This window comes from Deltaproteobacteria bacterium, assembly GCA_011375175.1.
GTDB lineage: Bacteria > Desulfobacterota > GWC2-55-46 > GWC2-55-46 > DRME01 > DRME01.
On the sequence record DRME01000134.1, the window covers coordinates 1 to 16,832 of the forward strand.

General features: G+C 65.4%; 16 protein-coding genes and 1 tRNA gene. 15 read left to right on the forward strand and 2 right to left on the reverse strand.

Going from position 1 to position 16,832, the window contains the following annotated elements:
- From ENJ37_10525 to ENJ37_10560, 8 genes are all read left to right on the forward strand, one after another.
- On the forward strand, window positions 1-1,531 hold a 1,531-nt coding region (locus ENJ37_10525), incomplete at its 5' end, for a hypothetical protein (protein ID HHL40929.1).
- 1,032 nt (window positions 1,532-2,563) lie between these two features.
- Window positions 2,564-3,166 (forward strand): 4Fe-4S dicluster domain-containing protein, encoded by a 603-nt coding sequence (locus ENJ37_10530; protein ID HHL40930.1) that lies wholly within the window; start codon window positions 2,564-2,566, stop codon window positions 3,164-3,166.
- A gap of 439 nt (window positions 3,167-3,605) precedes the next feature.
- Window positions 3,606-4,652, forward strand: a complete 1,047-nt coding sequence (locus ENJ37_10535) for a 4Fe-4S binding protein (GenBank protein HHL40931.1) — start codon at window positions 3,606-3,608, stop codon at window positions 4,650-4,652.
- Window positions 4,649-5,395 carry a 4Fe-4S dicluster domain-containing protein gene (locus ENJ37_10540; protein ID HHL40932.1) on the forward strand — a complete coding sequence of 249 codons (747 nt, stop codon included), beginning with the start codon at window positions 4,649-4,651 and terminating at the stop codon, window positions 5,393-5,395. Before ENJ37_10535 ends, ENJ37_10540 begins: the two co-directional genes overlap by 4 nt.
- Before the next feature lie 69 nt (window positions 5,396-5,464).
- Complete coding sequence (locus tag ENJ37_10545) at window positions 5,465-6,079, forward strand: hypothetical protein (protein ID HHL40933.1); 615 nt, start codon at window positions 5,465-5,467, stop codon at window positions 6,077-6,079.
- Entirely contained in the window at window positions 6,079-7,593 is a 1,515-nt protein-coding gene (locus tag ENJ37_10550) for a 4Fe-4S binding protein (protein HHL40934.1), read from the forward strand. The genes ENJ37_10545 and ENJ37_10550 overlap by 1 nt, the downstream gene beginning before the upstream one ends.
- Before the next feature lie 5 nt (window positions 7,594-7,598).
- The gene (locus ENJ37_10555) at window positions 7,599-8,174 is read left to right on the forward strand and encodes a cytochrome c (protein ID HHL40935.1); all 576 of its coding nucleotides are present in this window, start codon (window positions 7,599-7,601) and stop codon (window positions 8,172-8,174) included.
- 40 nt (window positions 8,175-8,214) lie between these two features.
- On the forward strand, window positions 8,215-8,436 hold the full coding sequence (locus ENJ37_10560) for a hypothetical protein (GenBank protein HHL40936.1): 222 nt from the start codon (window positions 8,215-8,217) through the stop codon (window positions 8,434-8,436).
- 48 nt (window positions 8,437-8,484) lie between these two features.
- On the opposite strand, the gene ENJ37_10565 is transcribed toward ENJ37_10560, so the two are convergent.
- Both ENJ37_10565 and ENJ37_10570 read right to left on the reverse strand, forming a co-directional pair.
- On the reverse strand, window positions 8,485-10,920 hold the full coding sequence (locus ENJ37_10565) for a phosphoenolpyruvate synthase (protein ID HHL40937.1): 2,436 nt from the start codon (window positions 10,918-10,920) through the stop codon (window positions 8,485-8,487).
- A gap of 185 nt (window positions 10,921-11,105) precedes the next feature.
- Window positions 11,106-11,181, reverse strand: a tRNA-Glu gene (locus ENJ37_10570).
- A 270-nt stretch (window positions 11,182-11,451) separates the two neighbouring features.
- Between ENJ37_10570 and ENJ37_10575 the strand changes: the two genes are divergently transcribed.
- From ENJ37_10575 to ENJ37_10605, 7 genes are all read left to right on the forward strand, one after another.
- On the forward strand, window positions 11,452-11,859 hold the full coding sequence (locus tag ENJ37_10575) for a bacteriohemerythrin (protein ID HHL40938.1): 408 nt from the start codon (window positions 11,452-11,454) through the stop codon (window positions 11,857-11,859).
- 140 nt (window positions 11,860-11,999) lie between these two features.
- Window positions 12,000-12,734, forward strand: a complete 735-nt coding sequence (locus tag ENJ37_10580; protein HHL40939.1) for a 3-oxoacyl-ACP reductase FabG — start codon at window positions 12,000-12,002, stop codon at window positions 12,732-12,734.
- A gap of 72 nt (window positions 12,735-12,806) precedes the next feature.
- The gene (locus ENJ37_10585) at window positions 12,807-13,031 is read left to right on the forward strand and encodes an acyl carrier protein (GenBank protein HHL40940.1); all 225 of its coding nucleotides are present in this window, start codon (window positions 12,807-12,809) and stop codon (window positions 13,029-13,031) included.
- Window positions 12,941-13,498, forward strand: a complete 558-nt coding sequence (locus ENJ37_10590; protein ID HHL40941.1) for a hypothetical protein — start codon at window positions 12,941-12,943, stop codon at window positions 13,496-13,498. Before ENJ37_10585 ends, ENJ37_10590 begins: the two co-directional genes overlap by 91 nt.
- Before the next feature lie 31 nt (window positions 13,499-13,529).
- Window positions 13,530-14,192, forward strand: coding sequence for a glycosyltransferase family 2 protein (locus ENJ37_10595; GenBank protein HHL40942.1), 663 nt, complete (start codon window positions 13,530-13,532; stop codon window positions 14,190-14,192).
- Entirely contained in the window at window positions 14,185-15,048 is an 864-nt protein-coding gene (locus tag ENJ37_10600; GenBank protein HHL40943.1) for a class I SAM-dependent methyltransferase, read from the forward strand. The genes ENJ37_10595 and ENJ37_10600 overlap by 8 nt, the downstream gene beginning before the upstream one ends.
- A 203-nt stretch (window positions 15,049-15,251) precedes the next feature.
- Entirely contained in the window at window positions 15,252-16,358 is a 1,107-nt protein-coding gene (locus tag ENJ37_10605; GenBank protein HHL40944.1) for a hypothetical protein, read from the forward strand.
- The last annotated feature ends 474 nt before the right edge of the window (window positions 16,359-16,832 follow it).

Sequence of the window (16,832 nt, forward strand, 5' to 3'; positions counted from 1 at the left end):
CATGTGGGGCATAGGCTACAACCAGCACATCCACGGCCAGCACAACGTCATATCGATCATCAACCTGCTGACCATGACGGGTAACCTGGCCAAGCCCGGCTGCGGTCCCTTCTCCATGACGGGCCAGCCCAACGCCATGGGCGAGCGCTTCACCGGCGGCCTCACAAGCCGTCTGCCCTTCAACATGCCGCTCAAGCACGACAAGCACAGGGCCAAGATGGAGAAGGCCTGGAGGCTTCCCGCGGGCCGGCTCAGCACGGCCCTCAAGGGCAACAACTCGGGCATGACCATCGGCATGATGGAGCGCGCCGTGAAGGGCGACCTCAAGGCCATGTTCCTCGTCTACGCCACGCACATCGACATACCGGACCAGAACAACTGCGTGCGTCCCGGTCTCTCCAACACCTTCAACGTGGTGCAGGAGATATACCGTCACGCGCCCAACAACCTCTACGCCGACGTCATATTCCCCGCGGCCACGTGGGGCGAGACCACCGGCGTGTACATCAGCTCCGAGCGGAGACTGAACATATGCGACCAGGGCGGCAAGCCCCCGAAGGGCTGTCGTCCCGACATGGACATGGTCATCGACAAGGGCCGCGAGATAGCCAACCTTCTCGGCCTCGACGGCGACAAGATCTTCCCCTACAAGCGCAACGCCGACGGCGTGTACAACGCCGAGGAGGTCTTCCGCGACGTGGTGGAGGCCTCGGCCGGCACGGACGCCGACCTCACGGGCCTTCTCGAGGTGGAGAAGAAGGACGGCATCGGTCTCTACGACCAGCTCCGTCAGAACCGCGGCATCCAGTGGCCCGCGCCGACCTACACCATAGCCAAGGCCGGAGGCGCCAAGCGCCGCTACATGGCCCAGGAGGGCGTGTGGAAGACCCGTCCCTACGGCTACTTCCGCACCAAGGACGGCAAGGTCCACATGAAGCTCTGCAACCAGGACTACACGGGCCGCGAGGAGACGAACAAGGAGCTGAGCCGCATAGGCACGGATCCGAACTTCTTCTGCATAGACAACAAGCCGCTCCTGGTAAAGGCGAGGGACAACGCCCTCACCCCGGAGCTGCCCGACGAGGAGTACCGCGGCAGGAAGTGGCACGAGGTGCCCAAGGACAAGTACCCCTACTGGCTGGGTCTCGGCGTGGTCTACGAGCACTTCCACACCGCCAAGTCCAACCGCAGCGCCACGACCAGGCGCCTTGTGCCCGAGCAATACATCGAGATGCACGAGGACGACGCCCGGGCGCTGGGCATAAAGGACGGCGAGAAGGTCAGGATCGTCACGCGCCGCGGCCACTACGAGGCCAGGGCCCAGGTGGGCGGCACGGCGAGCCTGGTAAGGCCCGCCCGCAACAGCGTGCCGCGGGGTTACATGTTCAGCCCATGGAACCTCTCGGTGGCCGACTCGGCCGACCCGGCCAAGAACAAGTGGCTCGTCAACAAGGTGGCCCACCGTGCCTACGACCCCGTCTCGGGCCAGGTGGACTACAAGAAACTGGCCGCCCGTATAGAAAAGATATAGCGACCTGTAGTATAATACGGGTGGTCCCAACCTGAAAACGTCGGGCCGGGGGCGGTCTTTGCCGCCCCCGGCCCGCACTATTTTATTGCGCTGAGGGAGCCTTTGTAACGAGCTTCCCTCAGACTCCATTCAAAAATTTTTAACGCCCTGCGGCTCACCCCGATTTGCAAGCAAAATCGGGGTGAGCCGCAGGGAATTAAAAGTCTTTGAAGGGGGGGCGCGTCGGCTGCCTCGTGGGGGCCGTGCCGGGGGTTCGGGCCGCAAAGGCGTAAAAGACCCCGCCTGGCGCGGGCCGACCCCCCGGTACGGCCGAAGAACCGCATAATATACGACAGGACAGGGGGGAAACGCGGGCCTGCGGCCCTTCTACAGAAAGTTTCCTCCAGACTGCCCGCGTTGGCTGTCTCGTGGGGGCCGTGCCGGGGGTTCGGGCCGCAAAGGCGTAAAAGAACCCCGCCTGGCGCGGGCCGACCCCCCGGTACGGCCGGAGAACCGAATAACATACGACAGGACAGGGGGAAACGCGGGCCTGCGGCCCTTCTACAGAAAGTTTCCTCCAGACTGCCCGCGTTGGCTGCCTCGTGGGGGGCGTACCGGGGGTTCGGGCCGCAAAGGCGTAAAAGACCCCGCCTGGCGCGGGCCGACCCCCCGGTACGGCCGGAGAACCGAATAACATACGACAGGACAGGGGGGAAACGCGGGCCTGCGGCCCTTCTACAGAAAGTTTCCCCCAGACCGGGCGGGGCGGCTGCCTTGAGGGGGCCGTGCCGGGGGTTCGGGCCGCAAAGGCGTAAAAGACCCCGCCTGGCGCGGGCCGACCCCCCGGCACGGCCGAAGAACCGCATAATATACGACAGGACAGGGGGGAAACGCGGGCCTGCGGCCCTTCTACAGAAAGTTTCCTCCAGACTGCCCGCGTTGGCTGCCTCGTGGGGGCCGTGCCGGGGGGTTCGGGCCGCAAAGGCGTAAAAGACCCCGCCTGGCGCGGGCCGACCCCCCGGCACGGCCGAAGAACCGAATAACATAAACAGGATGATCGAACGGCGCACCTTCATATCGTCGCTCTTTAAGGGTGTGGCGGCCGTGGCCGCCGCCGCGGCATCGCCGGCGGCGTGGGCCGCGAGGAAGATAACGAGCTACAGGTACCGCTACCTGAGGCCCCCTGGAGCCGTGGCCGAGGAGGAGTTCATCGCCCGCTGCATCCGCTGCAACCAGTGCGCCCAGATATGTCCCAACGACTGCATCAAGTACTTCGGCCTCGAAAACGACCTGGCGAGCTTCGGCACCCCCTACATAACGCCCAGGGAAAAGGCCTGTATCCTCTGCATGAAGTGCTGCAACATATGTCCCAGCGGCGCGCTCCAGCCCATAGAGCGCGAGCTCGACCAGATACTCAAGAACGTCAAGATGGGAAAGGCGAGGGTGGACGAGAAGCTCTGCCTCTCCTACCAGGGGCTCACCTGCGGGGTCTGCTACCGGGCCTGTCCGCTCCCCGACATAGCGCTCAGCGTCCAGCGCCTCGAACAGCCCGTCGTATCCGAGGCCTGCGTGGGCTGCGGGCTCTGTGAGCTCTCGTGCATACAGATGCCCCAGGCCATCAGGGTCATACCCAATCATGGAGGCATTTACGGTTAGGGAAACTCTGATTAATTACCCTGGGGGAAATTTTCTGTAGAAGGGCCACAGGCCCACGTTTCCCCCCGACCCCCTTCAAAGACTTTTAATTCCCTGCGGATCATCCCGATTTTGCTTGCAAAATCGGGATGATCCGCAGGGCGTTAAAAGTTTTTGGAGGGAGTCTGAGGGAACCGTGGGTCTATGACCCTTTTACAAAAAGGTTCCCTCAGTGCAATAAATCAGAGCTTCCTTAGGGAAGTTTTGATTAATCGGCTCTTCGGCTGCACCGGGGGTTCGGCCCGCAAAGGCGTAAAAAAACCCCGCCTGGCGCGGGCCGAACCCCCGGTGCAGCCTTCCGAGGCAGCCGGCGCGGGCAGGACGCCCCCTTCAAAGACTTTTAATGCTTTCGGACTCCCCTGATTTGCCTGCAAAATCAGGGGAGTCCGAAAGGCATCAGATGTCCGCAAGGACCGCATCCGAGAAGAGGTTTTGCAACATGCAGGAAAGCGACCGCCCCTTCTTCGTCTGGCGCCATCTTAACAAGCTGCGCTGGCTGACCCTTTTTTCCGTACTGGCGCTCCTTGTAGCGCTTCCCTATGTGGCGAGGTACCAGAACTTCGTCGCCGCCCACGCCTACGACCTCCTGACCCCGGAGGACAAGAGGCTCTACGACGTCATGGAGCTTCTGACCTCGCCGCTCACGAGCGACCCGGAGCGCGACCTCGACGCCGTCAAGGGGACCACCTGGTCGGGCACGATCTTCGGTCTCCAGTTGAGCGATCCCCTGGCCGCCGTCTCCCACCTGGCGGCCACGTTGAGCTTCTACGACCACATCTTCCTTACGGCGCTCATACCCGTGGCCTTCACCCTCCTCTTCGGCCGTTTCTTCTGCGGCTGGCTCTGTCCGGCGGGGCTGCTCTACGAGCTCAACAGCAACCTGTCGGCCCTGCTCCACCGCCTGGGAGTGCGCACGGGCACGCGGCGCATGAACCCGGCCTTCAAGTACGTGGTGCTCGCCGCGGCGCTCCTGCTTTCGGCCTGGACGGGCTCGGTCGTCACGGCCAGCATCTACCCGCCCGCCATAGTGGGACGCGAGCTACAGTACGCCATCGCCCTCGGCGGCTTCGGCGCCGGCGCGGCCTTCTTCGCCGCCACGCTGCTCTTCGACCTGCTCGTGGCCAGGCGCGGCTTCTGCCGCTACCTCTGCCCCGGCGGCGCCCTCTACGTCCTGCTCGGCAGCCGCCGTCTCGTGCGCATCAGGAGAGACATCAATAAGTGCAACGACTGCGCCATGTGCAACGCCGCCTGCGAGTTCGCCCTCTCGCCCATGGAGGACGAGTTCGGCCGGGAGTGCAGCAACTGCACGGCCTGCATCTCCCACTGCGCAACCGACGCGCTCAGCCTCGTCATAAGCCCCAGGGACGTGCCCTACCAGGGGCCGGGCCGCCTGCGCACGTCCCCCGACGGCGGCGAGGGGAGGGCTGGAGAGGAGAAGCGGCGATGAAGAGAAGGACCTTTCTCGGCACCGTCGCATACGGCGCCGTCCTCGCCTCCATGGGCGCGCTGCCCGCGCTCTTTGCAAGGCTCCTCGCGCCCCTGTCCCCGGCCATGGCCGCCGTCCACCTGCTGCGCCCTCCCGGCGCGCTCAAGGACGACGACGCCTTTGTGGGCGCCTGCATCGGCTGCGGCAACTGCGCCGAGGTGTGCCCGCCCCGGTGTATCATGTTCCACAAGAGCGACGGCCGCAGCGAGGTCAACACCCCCTACATAAATCCGGCGATCAAGGCCTGCATCCTCTGCATGAAGTGCATGGACGTCTGTCCCACCGACGCCTTGACGAGGATCGGGCTCGAGGAGATCGACATGGGCGTGGCCCAGATAGACCGCTCCGCCTGCTACCCCTGGGTGGATCGGGGGGTCTGCGGCGCGTGCGCGGCCGTGTGCCCCCTCGGCTCGAAGGGCATCGACTTCGCCTTCGCCAACATGTACAGGCCCGTCGTGCAGTCCGGCTGCGTGGGCTGCGGCCTCTGTGTCGAGGTCTGTCCCCATCCGAGCCTGCCCATCCGCATACTCGACAGCTCCAAGCGAAGGGAGAGGGGCGACGCTGGCGACATCGCGCGGAGCGCCGCTCCGGAGAGGGGACTCGATTTTCACGGGCCGGCGCCTGAGCCCGGCCAGGGGGGCGGCCGGCAGGAGAGGGACGACGGCGGCTGGACCCCTTCCTCCCAGGGGCTTCTCGGCTACTGAGGCCGGCGGCCGCAGGGTCGGCGAATCGACGAAAGACCGCTTCGGAAACGTGAGCGCAAGAGAGTGAAGATGAGCAGGAAGAGACGACAGCGAGCATATACAGTCTTTGTCCTCGTCCTCGTGCTTTGCACGGCGTGGAGCGGGGCGGCCCCGGCGCACCACATCCTCGGCCGGCCCGCCTACAGCCTGAGCGAAGACTCGAACACGCCGCCGAGCATGCAGGTGGAGACCCAGATAGGCGATTACCTGGTGACCTACATGGTCTTTCCGGCCTTTCCCAAACCAGGCGAGCCGGGGCGCATAAATCTCTACGCATCGAGGCTCGACAACGGCGAGACCTACGACGGCGAGGTGACCTTCGCCGTGCGCGACGACTCGTGGCTCAACCGCTTCTTTACGCCGGACGAAGAGATCATAGGGGTTCAGAAGCTCGATATCAACGTCTACAGGCAGGGCTTCGAGTTCAGGAACGCCGGGGACTACATCATAACCGCCAGGTTCGAGTCCGGCGGCGAGCCCTATATAATCGACTTTCCGCTGCGCATCGGCGAGCCCTCGCGCATAGGCCCCGTGGGCATAGCGGTCGGGGTTGTGGCGGCCGTGCTGGCGGCGGTGAGCATATTCCAGAGAAAGAAGGTGCTCGGCGCCAGGAGGCGTCAGAGCATGGAGGAGCGCGGTTCGTGATGACCCATCCCGGGCTGCCCTGGCTCTGGGCCGCCGCGGTCTGCGTCTTCATGGTCCTTGTCGGCCTGTGGGCCCTCGCCTCCGGGCCTCCGGCGCCTGCAAGGTCCCGCTCTATAAGGCTTGACGGCGTGCCCGTGCTCGGCGCCGTCATAAGGGCCTTCTCGTCGAGCCCCGTTCCGCTCTTCGTGCTCAAGGCGGTCTCGGCGGGCTTTTTCCTGCTGGTCATTGCCGCCGGGCTCTGGGGCACCCCCGTGCCGGAGCGCAATCTGGCGACGGTCCTCACCTGGAACGTCTGGTGGACCGGCGTGGTCATCTCGGTCTTCTTCGTGGGCACCTTCTGGTGCGCCGTCTGTCCCTGGGACGCCCTGGCCGAGTGGATGGTGCGCCGCCGGCTGTGGCGCCGCGGAGGCGATGAGAACAGGCTGGGCCTTTCGGTGCCCCCTTGGCTCCGGAGCCTGTGGCCGGCCCTCTTCCTCCTGCTGGGCCTTACGTGGCTCGAACTCGGCCTGGGCATAACGGTGAGCCCCTACGAGACGGCGCTTCTGGCCGTCTTCATGACGGTGCTCGTCACCGTCTCCATGGCCGTCTTCGAGCGCAAGGCCTTCTGCCGGTACTTCTGCCCCGTGGGAAGGACGCTGGGCATGTACGCAAGGCTTGCGCCCGTTGAGCTGCGACCCAGGGAGAGGGAGGTCTGCGACCGGTGCGAGACGCTCGAGTGCTACCACGGAAGCTCCACCGTCGAGCCCTGTCCCACGCACCTGACCATGGGGAGGCTCCGCCAGAACACCTATTGTCTTTCGTGCTGCAACTGCGTGCAGAGCTGCCCCCACGACAACGTCTCGTGGCGGCTGCGGCCGCAGAGCCTTGAGGCCGTGCGCACCGTCAGGCCCTTCTGGGACGAGGCCCTATTCATGGTGACGCTCCTTGCGCTCACCAGTTTTCACGGCGTTACGATGATGCCCTTCTGGGAGGAGTGGATGAGCGGGCTCGGACGCATGATAGGGGATTCGGGGAGGCTTCTTGCAAGCTTCAGCCTGCTGCTCGCCGCCGTCACCGCGGCGGCCGTCCTCGTCTACGGCGCCTTCGTCGCCCTGACGCACCGGCTCTGCGGCGGGCGGGCCTCTTTCAGGGAGGCCTTCTTCAACTTCGCCCTCGTGGCGCTGCCGCCGGCCTTCGCCTATCACCTGGCCCACAACATCAACCATCTTGCAAGGGAGAGCTCCGGGCTCGGCGCCCTGCTGCTAAACCCCCTGGGCACGGGCACCGTCCCCCTCACCATGGCCGAGCGCCACATGCGCGCCATGACCTCGCCCGTGGTCCAGGACGCCATCTTCTCGCTCCAGGCCGCCCTGCTCGCCTTCGGCTTCTGGCTGGCCGTGCGGATCGCGCGTCACCGGGGCCGCGACCTCTATCCAGGGGCCGGCTGGCGGCTCGCGCCCATGATCGTCTTCGCCGCCGCCGTCACGGCCCTGAACCTCCGGCTCCTCATGGAGCCCATGGTCATGAGGATGTAGAAGCCATGACGTGGACCGTTTCGACCGTGGCGGCCGCCCTCGTGACGGCGGCCCTTGTGTCCGCCGCGCCCGCGCACGGCACAGGCAGCGGCCGGGCCGAGAGGTACAGCCGTCTGCCCATAGAGCTGCAGAACAGGTACCGCCAGGTCATCATAGATTCCTACAGGCCCGCGACCGTCGAGGAGCGGGCAAGGCGCATCATGCGCGGCTGGGACCTCTTCAGCGGCTACTGCCGCATCTGTCACGGCTTCAGCGAGCTCAGGGGGAGGAGGTCGGAGATGGAGCTCATCCCGGCGCTCAGCGACGGCGACAGGCTCTACAAGCCCTACCCCACGCTGCTGCGCATCATATACTTCGGCCAGGGGCTCATGCCCTCTTTCGGAGTCGGCGTCTACGACGAGAAGCTCCACCACGACAGGCCCGGCTACGCCGAGCGGCCTGGAGCCAAGCGGCTCACGCCGGAAGAGGCCATGGACATAGTCTACTACCTGAGGTTCTGCCACCGCTACGCCGGCAGGTCCCACCGCGAGAGCGGGAGCGGAAGACTCGTTCCGGACCTGGAGCTGCTCTACGGACCGTGAACCTTTTTCCGGCGGCGGTAGCGGCGGAGAAGAAAAGGAGGTGATAAGGATGGATGACAGGGAGAAGCAGGAGAAAGGGCCGCAGCCTGGGGAGTCTTCGGAGGCGGTCCCGGCGTCCCTCGAAGACGAAGATGTCGGCGGGGAGGCGGAAGAAGAGGTCGAGCCGCCGTCCTACATCACCTGTGACGGCTGCGGCAAGACCATCCTGCTCGACGAGGCCAACGACAACGGCCTCGAGCTGCTCTGCGACGACTGCGCGTAGCGCGGTCGTCGGGGGCCCGCCCCCTTCGGGCCGGCTCGGCGCAGCGCCTCACCGGCTCCCGGGCTGCGCCGAGCCGGCCGGGAGTCTCTCCTCCATCTCCTTCACCCTGAGGGTGATCTTCATCACCGAGTCGGGGTTGAGGGAGATCGAGTCTATCCCCTCTCTGACCAGGAATTCGGCAAACTCGGGGTAGTCGCTCGGCGCCTGGCCGCAGATGCCGCTGTGGCGCCCGTTCCTCTTCGCTCCGGCCACGGCCATGGAGATCATCCTGAGCATGCCGGGGTCGCGCTCGTCGAAGTCGTGGGCCACGAGCTCGGAGTCGCGGTCCACGCCGAGGGTGAGCTGCGTGAGGTCGTTGGAGCCTATGGAAAAGCCGTCGAAGAGCCCGCTGAAGCGGTCGATCTCCATGACGTTGTTGGGTATCTCGCACATGACGTAGACCTCGAGTCCGTTCTCTCCCCGCTTGAGACCGTTTTTCTCCATCTCGGCCAGGACCCGTTCGCCTTCCTCCACGCGCCGGCAGAAGGGGATCATGATGACGAGGTTCGTAAGCCCCATCACTTCGCGCACCCTCTTCATGGCCCTGCACTCCAGGGCGAACCCCTCCCGGTAGCGCTCGCTGTAGTAGCGCGCGGCCCCGCGGAATCCTATCATGGGGTTGTCCTCGACGGGCTCGAAACTCCGCCCGCCCACAAGTCTCGCGTACTCGTTGGTCTTGAAGTCGCTCATGCGCACCACCACGGGCCTGGGGTAGAAGGCCGCGGCTATGGTGCCCACGCCCTCGGAGAGCCTCTCCACGAAGTACTCGGTCTTGTCGTCGTAGCCGAAGGTGAGCTCTTCGATCTTGCTCCTTTCCTCCTCGTCGTCCACCCTTTCGGGGTGGACGAGCGCCATGGGGTGGACCTTGATGTAGCTGTTGATGATGAACTCCATGCGGGCAAGGCCGACTCCGTCGTTCGGTATCATGGAGAGTGAGAAGGCCTCGTCGGGGTTGCCGAGGTTCATCATGATCTTCGTGCGGGGCCGTTTAAGCCCGCGGAGGCTTATGCGCTCCACGTGGTAGGGCAGCTCGCCTTCATAGACCACCCCCTCGTCTCCCTCGGCGCAGCATACCGTCACCGACCGGCCGTCGCCTATCCGCTCTGTCGCGCCCTCCGCGCCCACCACGGCCGGGATGCCGAGCTCGCGGCTTACGATGGCCGCATGGCAGGTCCTGCCGCCCCTGTTGGTGACCACGGCGGCCGCCGTCTTCATGACGGGCTCCCAGTCGGGCGTGGTGGTGTCGGCCACGAGCACCTCGCCGGGCCTGAAGCTTCCCAGATGCGCCGCGTCGGCGACGATGCGCGCCCTGCCGCCCGCTATCTTCTCGCCCACGCTCTTGCCCCTCACGATCACCGGGCCCTTGCCGTCGAGGCGGTAGGTCTCCAGTGTGTCCATGGCCCTCGTCGACTGGACCGTCTCGGGCCTTGCCTGGACTATGAAGAGTTCGCCCGTTACGCCGTCTTTGGCCCACTCTATGTCCATGGGGCGCGGCCGGCCCGCCTTCCTCGAGTAGTGGTCCTCTATGGTGAGGGCGTAGCCCGCGAGCTCGAGCGCCTCGTCGTCGCTTATGGAGAAGCTGCGGCGCTGCGCCTCCGGCACCTCCACGTTCCTTGTGAGGACCTTCGAGTCGCCGAGACCGTAGACCATCTTGATCCTCTTCTCGCCGAGCCTCTTGCGTATGACGGCGCGATAACCCTTCCTGAAGGTGGGTTTGAAGACGTAGTACTCGTCGGGGTTGACGGCGCCCTGCACTATGTTCTCGCCGAGGCCGTAGGAGGCGGTGATGAAGACCACGTCGCGGAAGCCCGTCTCCGTGTCGAGGGTGAAGATGACGCCGCTTGTGGCAAGGTCCGAGCGCACCATCTTCATTATCCCTATGGAGAGCGCCACCTTGAAGTGGTCGAAGCCCCGGTCCACGCGGTACGAGATGGCGCGGTCGGTGAAGAGCGAGGCGAAGCACTTGCTGCATGCCTCTCTCAGGGCGTGGCGGCCGCGGACGTTGAGGTAGGTCTCCTGCTGGCCCGCAAAGGAGGCGTCGGGCAGGTCCTCGGCCGTGGCCGAGCTCCTGACCGCCACGTCCGTATGGGCTCCGTACTCGTCGCAGAGCCTCTCGTAGCTCTCCCTTATCTCCTCCCAGAGGTCGTCGGGTATGCCGGCGCCGAGGATGAGCTCCCTCGCTCTCTTTCCCCTCTCGGCCAGGTCCTCGACCCTCGTCTTGTCCAGCCCCTCAAGCGTCTCCCTGAGCCTTTCCTCGATACCGGCCGACTCGATGACGTGGCGGTACCCCTCGGCGGTCACTGCGAAACCGTCGGGTATCCTCACACCCCTGGGTGTGAGCTCGCGGTACATCTCTCCAAGCGATGCGTTCTTGCCGCCCACGAGCGGCACGTCCTCGATGCCGAGTTCCCCGAACCATCGGATGAAGCGTGAGTTGGCTTTCATCGGACACACCTCCTTAATTACCCTGGGGGAGACGTGGGTCTGTGGCCCGTGGATCTGTGACCCTTTTACAGAAAGGTTCCCTCAGTGTAATTAATCAGAGCTTCCTTAAAGAATCCCTGGAAGGGGTCTGGAAAGAGCGGGGGTTGTGGTACAGAGAGGGGGCTGTGCGAGCCCCCGCGGTTACATGGCGGTCCCAACGGGAGTCGAACCCGTGTTTTCGCCTTGAGAGGGCGACGTCCTAGGCCACTAGACGATGGGACCCTTTCTCCGGCGCAACGAAGTGATTTATTATACGCACGTCCGCAGGCCTTGTCAATTATTTTCTCCACGCCTCCCGCGTCCGCGGGATGGTGTCCGGGGGGACCGCGGGCCTGCCGCCCTCCTTCCGGGAGTTCCCCCGAAAAAGAACGGAATTTCCCTAAAGGTCGGGCGGATATATTCGATATGAAGGCAGAGATTTGGAGGGTCATGGGGCCGGGCCGTTTTCGGAGCCGGCGAACGCAGGACGCTGTAACGAAAGGAGACGCAACGATGGCCTACATCCAGTGGCGTGATGACTTGAGCGTAAAGGTCAGGGAGTTCGACGAGCAGCACAAAAAGCTCATCGCCCTTATAAACGAGCTTCACGACGCCATGGCCGGCGGCAAGGGCAGGGAGGTCGTTGGAAAGGTGCTGGCCGAGCTCATCTCGTACACGAAGAACCATTTCTCCAACGAGGAGCGCCTCATGAGCTCCAACGGCTACGCCGGATACGAGGAGCACAGGAAGAGCCACGAAGCGCTCACCCGTCAGGTGGTGGACTTCGAGAACAAGCTCAAGAGGGGCGACGCCACACTGACCATCTCGCTCATGTCCTTTCTCAAGAGGTGGCTCACGGACCATATCCAGGGTGTGGACAAGAAGTACTCGGCCTTTTTCAACGGGAAGGGCATAAGGTAGCGCGCCTGCTTCGCCTCTCTTCCGGGGCCGCCTCCTTATCGGGAAGGCGGCCTTTTTGTTTCTTTCCCCAGAGAGGCCGGGAGATCCCCCTCCCTCTCGATGTTGCCTTTTAGGCGGCGATATGGTAAAAGTGTCGGGTTATGGACCGCAGGGTTGTGCTCGTAACGGGAGGGTCGCGCGGCATAGGCCGGGCCGTCTGTCTGCTCATGGGGCGGAGGGGCTGCGCCGTGGCCGTGAACTTTGCGAGCGATGAGACGAGGGCCGGCGGGGTGGTCGACGAGCTGGCCGGGGCCGGCTCGCCCGCCGTTGCGCTCAGGGCCGACGTCTCCAAGGCCGACGAGGCGGCCGCCCTCGTCGATGGCGTCGTGGAGCGGCTGGGACGTCTCGACGTGGTGGTGAACAGCGCCGGGATCGAGCGCAGCGGCTTTCTCATCATGACCTCGCCGCGGGAGTGGGAGGACGTGATGGACGTGAACCTCAGGGGGGTCTTCAACGTCACGAAGGCGGCGCTTCCCCACATGATGGACGCCCGCGCGGGCGCCGTCGTCAACGTCGCCTCCCTCGCCGGCGTCACCGGTCTTGCCGGCGGGGTGCCCTACAGCGCCTCGAAGGGCGGCGTCATCGCCTTCACCAGGGCCCTTGCAAAGGAGGTGGCCCCCTTCGGCATACGGGTCAACGCCGTGGCGCCGGGCATGGTGGAGACCGATATGACGGCGGCCATGAAGGAGGCCGACAGGAAGAGGTACGAGGAGATGATACCGATGGGGAGGTTCGCCGAGGCCGCCGAGGTGGCCGAGGTGGTGGCTTTCCTCGCTTCTCCCGCGGCCTCCTACGTTACCGGCGAGACCGTGGTCGTCGGCGGCGGACTGCCCTGAACGCGGCGGAAAAAACAACGGGGAGGAGCTGAGAGATTGGCTAAGGAAGAGACGAAGTCGCGGCTCAAGGAGATGCTCGTCAGGAGACTCAAGCTCAAGATGGACCCCGGCGAGATAGGGGACAGGGACCCGCTCTTCGGCGGCGCCCTCTCGCTCGACTCCATAGACGCCCTCGAGATAGTGGTGGGGCTGCAGAAGGAGTTCGATTGCGTCGTCTCCGACAAGGCGGTGGCCGAGAAGGTTCTCGTATCGGTGGAGACGATGGCCGACTTCGTGGAGACCGGCAAGACCGGCTGAGTGCGGTGGCGCGCGGGGCCGGCCCATACGGCGGTGCGGGGGACGGGCTCCCCCACGCCGCTCCCTTCAGGTTCCTGGACAGGGTGACGGCGCTCGACGGCCGCGGTGGTTCGGCCGAGAAGCTCGTGACGGCCGACGACCCGCTCATGGGGGCGGGCGGCGGGGGCTACGCCCTGGCCCGGCTCATGGCCATCGAGGCCCTCGCCCAGCTTGCGGGCCTTGCCGCGGCGGCGGGAGCGGAGGACCGCAGCGAAGGGGACGGCGCCTATCTCGCCGGCCTCGACTCGGTGCGCTTCGGCGCGCCGCTGCGGGCCGGAGACCTGCTGCGCCTCGACGTCGCAGTGGAGGCGAGGCTCGGGCCTGTGGTCAGGGCCTCGGGCCGCGCCTCGGTAAGGGGGGAGACGGTCCTGCGGGCCGACCTCGTCATGGCGCTGGGCGGCCCGGCGACGGCGGGAGGCGGGCGGTGAGCTCCCCTGTCCCGCGCCTGCGCAGGTATTGATGAAGCCCGTCGTAGTCATCCCGGCCTACAACGAATCGCGCTACATAGCCGCCGTGGTCTCCGGCGTCCGCGACCATGTGGGCTGTGTGGTGGTCGTCGACGACGGGTCGTCGGACGGCACGGCCGCGGAGGCCGCCGGGGCCGGCGCCGTGGTGCTGCGCCGCCCCCACGCAGGCAAGGGGGCGGCCCTGCGCGAGGGCTTCGCCTGGGCCCTTCGCAACGGCTTCGACTGGGTCCTCACCATCGACGGCGACGGCCAGCACCACGCGGGCGACATGCCGGCCTTCCTCGACGCCGCATCGTCGGGCCGCTTCGACATGATCGTCGGCTCCAGGATGGGCGACACCTCGCGCATGCCCTTTGTCCGGCTCGTGACAAACCGCGTCATGTCCTTTGTCATAAGGCGCCTCACCGGACTCGACCTCGCCGACAGCCAGTGCGGCTTCAGGGCCGTGAGCGCCACGGTGCTCGCGGCCGTCACCCTCGAGACCTCCAACTACGACACCGAGTCCGAGCTGATCATCAAGGCGGCCCGCAGGGGTTTTTCCATAGGCTCCGTGCCCGTCAGGACCATATACAACGGTTCGAGGTCCTACATAAACAAGATGCGCGATACGGCGAGGTTCGTAAGGCTCGTCTGGAGGAGCCTGGGCGGTGGGTGAGCGTCGCGGGGAGCTGTGCCGCGTAAGCTGCAACGTCTGCGGCGCCGACGACACGATTCCGGTGACGGTGCAGTCGGGCTGGCCGGTCGTGCGGTGCCGCCGCTGCGGCTTCGTCTACGTAAACCCGAGACCCGATCCCTCGCGCCTCCCGTCGCTCTACGACGACTACCTGCCCAGCCGCATGGCCGACCCCGGCTCGTGGCGGCGCTACATGGAGCGCGTCTTCAGGACCACGGCCGCCATGATCGAGGAGCTTGCGCCCGGCAGGGGCGGCGTGCTCGACGTGGGCTGCGGCTACGGGTACTTCGTCGAGGAGATGGCGCGGCGCGGCTGGCGCGCCTGCGGCGTGGACCTCTCGGCCTCCGCCGTCGAGGCGGCGAGGGCGAGGGGGCTCCGCGTGGAAAGGGGCTCCGTGGAGCGGCTTCCCCCCGGTCTTCGAGGGCCCTTCGACGCCGTCACCATGTTCTACGTGCTCGAACACCTCCACGACCCCCTCTCGGCGCTCGAGGGAGTGCGCCGGCTACTCCGCCCCGGCGGTGTGCTCGTCCTCCGGCTCCCCCACACGACCCCCATCGTAAGGCTCCTCGACCTGGTGGGCGTAAAGAACAACCTCTACGACCCCCCCTTCCATCTCTGCGACTTCTCGCCGTCCACCGTGCGCATTATCCTTGAGAAGGCGGGCTTTTCCGTGGTAAAAACCTGTATAGGCGGCTGGACCGAGCCCCTGAGCCCGGGGCCCCGCCTGGCAAGCGCGCTCTCTGGACGCCTCGCCTCGCTGCTCTCGAAGGCGACGGGAGGAAGGCTCCTTCTGCCGGGCGTGAGCAAGACCACCCTGGCCCTGAGGGAACCTTCCTGAAAAGAGGTCGTAAAGAGCCGGGTTTCCCCGACTCCCTCTATGCCGGAGTGCCAGCTCGAGGCGGGCCCATGCGGTCAAAAAATTTTGGTCTTTGAGCTGCGCAAGAAATGTTTTTGAAGGGGTGTCTTCACCGCTCCCGGTGACTGCGTGCGGCGGCGGTGTCGGCGGCCGTATTGCTCTCCGTAGCCTCGGCGGCGGGGGAGGTGAAGAGTATAACGGCCGTGGGCTTCGGATCCATATACAAGGGGGACCGGGCCATGGCCCGTGACGCGGCGGTGAGTGATGCCATGAGAAACGCCGTCGAAGAGGCCGTGGGCGTTCTCGTGGCCTCTGAGACGGTGGTGGCCGAATTCGAGCTCCTGAGCGACCGCATCTACTCGCGCAGCGCGGGCTACATCCGCAGCTACCGGGTCGTGAGCGAGGGAGTCGACGACGAAAAGGGACTCTACCGCGTGAAGATCGCCGCCGAAGTGGCCCTGGGCGAGATAAGGGACGATCTCGCCGCCATAGGCATACTCCTTGCGCGCAAGCACATGCCGCGCATGATGGTCGTAATGGAGGAGGACCTCGGCTCCGGTCCCTCCTCCCCCGGCTCGCTCAACCAGGCCGAGACGACCATAATGGACGCCTTCACGGCCAAGGGCTTCTCCTTCGTAGACGCCGACACGGCAAAGCGCGAGGCTTCCCGCATCGCCTCTCTCTCCGGCGCATCGGGCGAGAAGGAGGCGGCGGCCCTTGCGGCGCGACTCGGCGCGGAGGTGATAATCGTCGGCAAGGCCGTGGCCCGTCCGGCTGACCGCAAGGTGGCCGGCACGAACCTGCGCTCCGTGCAGGCCACGGTGACGGCGCGGGCCCTGGCGGCCGACACGGGCGCCGTCATAGCCTCGGCCTCCGAGAGCGGGGCCGCCGTCCATCTCGACCCCACGGCCGGCGGGGCCGAGGCCGTGAAGAAGACGAGCGCCAGGCTCGCCGCGGCGTTGATGGACCGCATACTCGCAAGGTGGAGCCGCGAGGTCCAGACCTCCCAGACCGTGAAGCTCGTCTTCAAGGGCGTCGACTTCCGTACTCTCAGGGAGATCAGGACCTTCCTCGAGCGGGAGGTGCGAGGGGTGAAGGCCGTCCACCAGCGGAGCTACTCGGGCGGTGTGGGGGTACTCGACGTGGACGGCGAGACGGACGCCCAGGGCCTTGCAGACCGGTTGACGGCAAAGGAGATCGACGGCATTACCCTGGAGGTGACGGCCTTCTCGTCGGGCTCCGTGGAGCTGGAGGCGGCGAAAAGAGGCGGACCGGCGCGCCGGAACCCTTGAAATATTTCCAATCGAGGCTATAATTTAAGATAGCTCTGAAAATCAGACCCGGGGGACCTCTACAAAAGCGGTCCCCCGTGGTCATACCTTCTCGAAACCTCACCTTCAGGCGATATCTTCTCGACGTATTCTCGACGGTCTTTTACATTCTTGGGGAAACTCTGATTTTTATTGCACAGAGGGAACCTTTTTGTAAAGGGTCATAGACCCCCGGGTCACCTCAGACTCCCTCCAAAGACTTTTTGCTTGCTCATCGAGCCGCGTTGGTTCTCATGATCGCCGATGAAACGAGATCCTTCAGCCCAAGTCAAGAGTCTTTGAAGGGGGCGTCTTGTCCGCGGCGGCTGCCTCGGGGGGGGCCGTACCGGGGGTCGGCCCGCAAAGGCGTAAAAAAACCCCCGCCTGGCGCGGGCCGACCCCCGGTACGGCCGAAGAACCGAATAACATACGATGGGGCGGGGGGGGGGGGGGAAA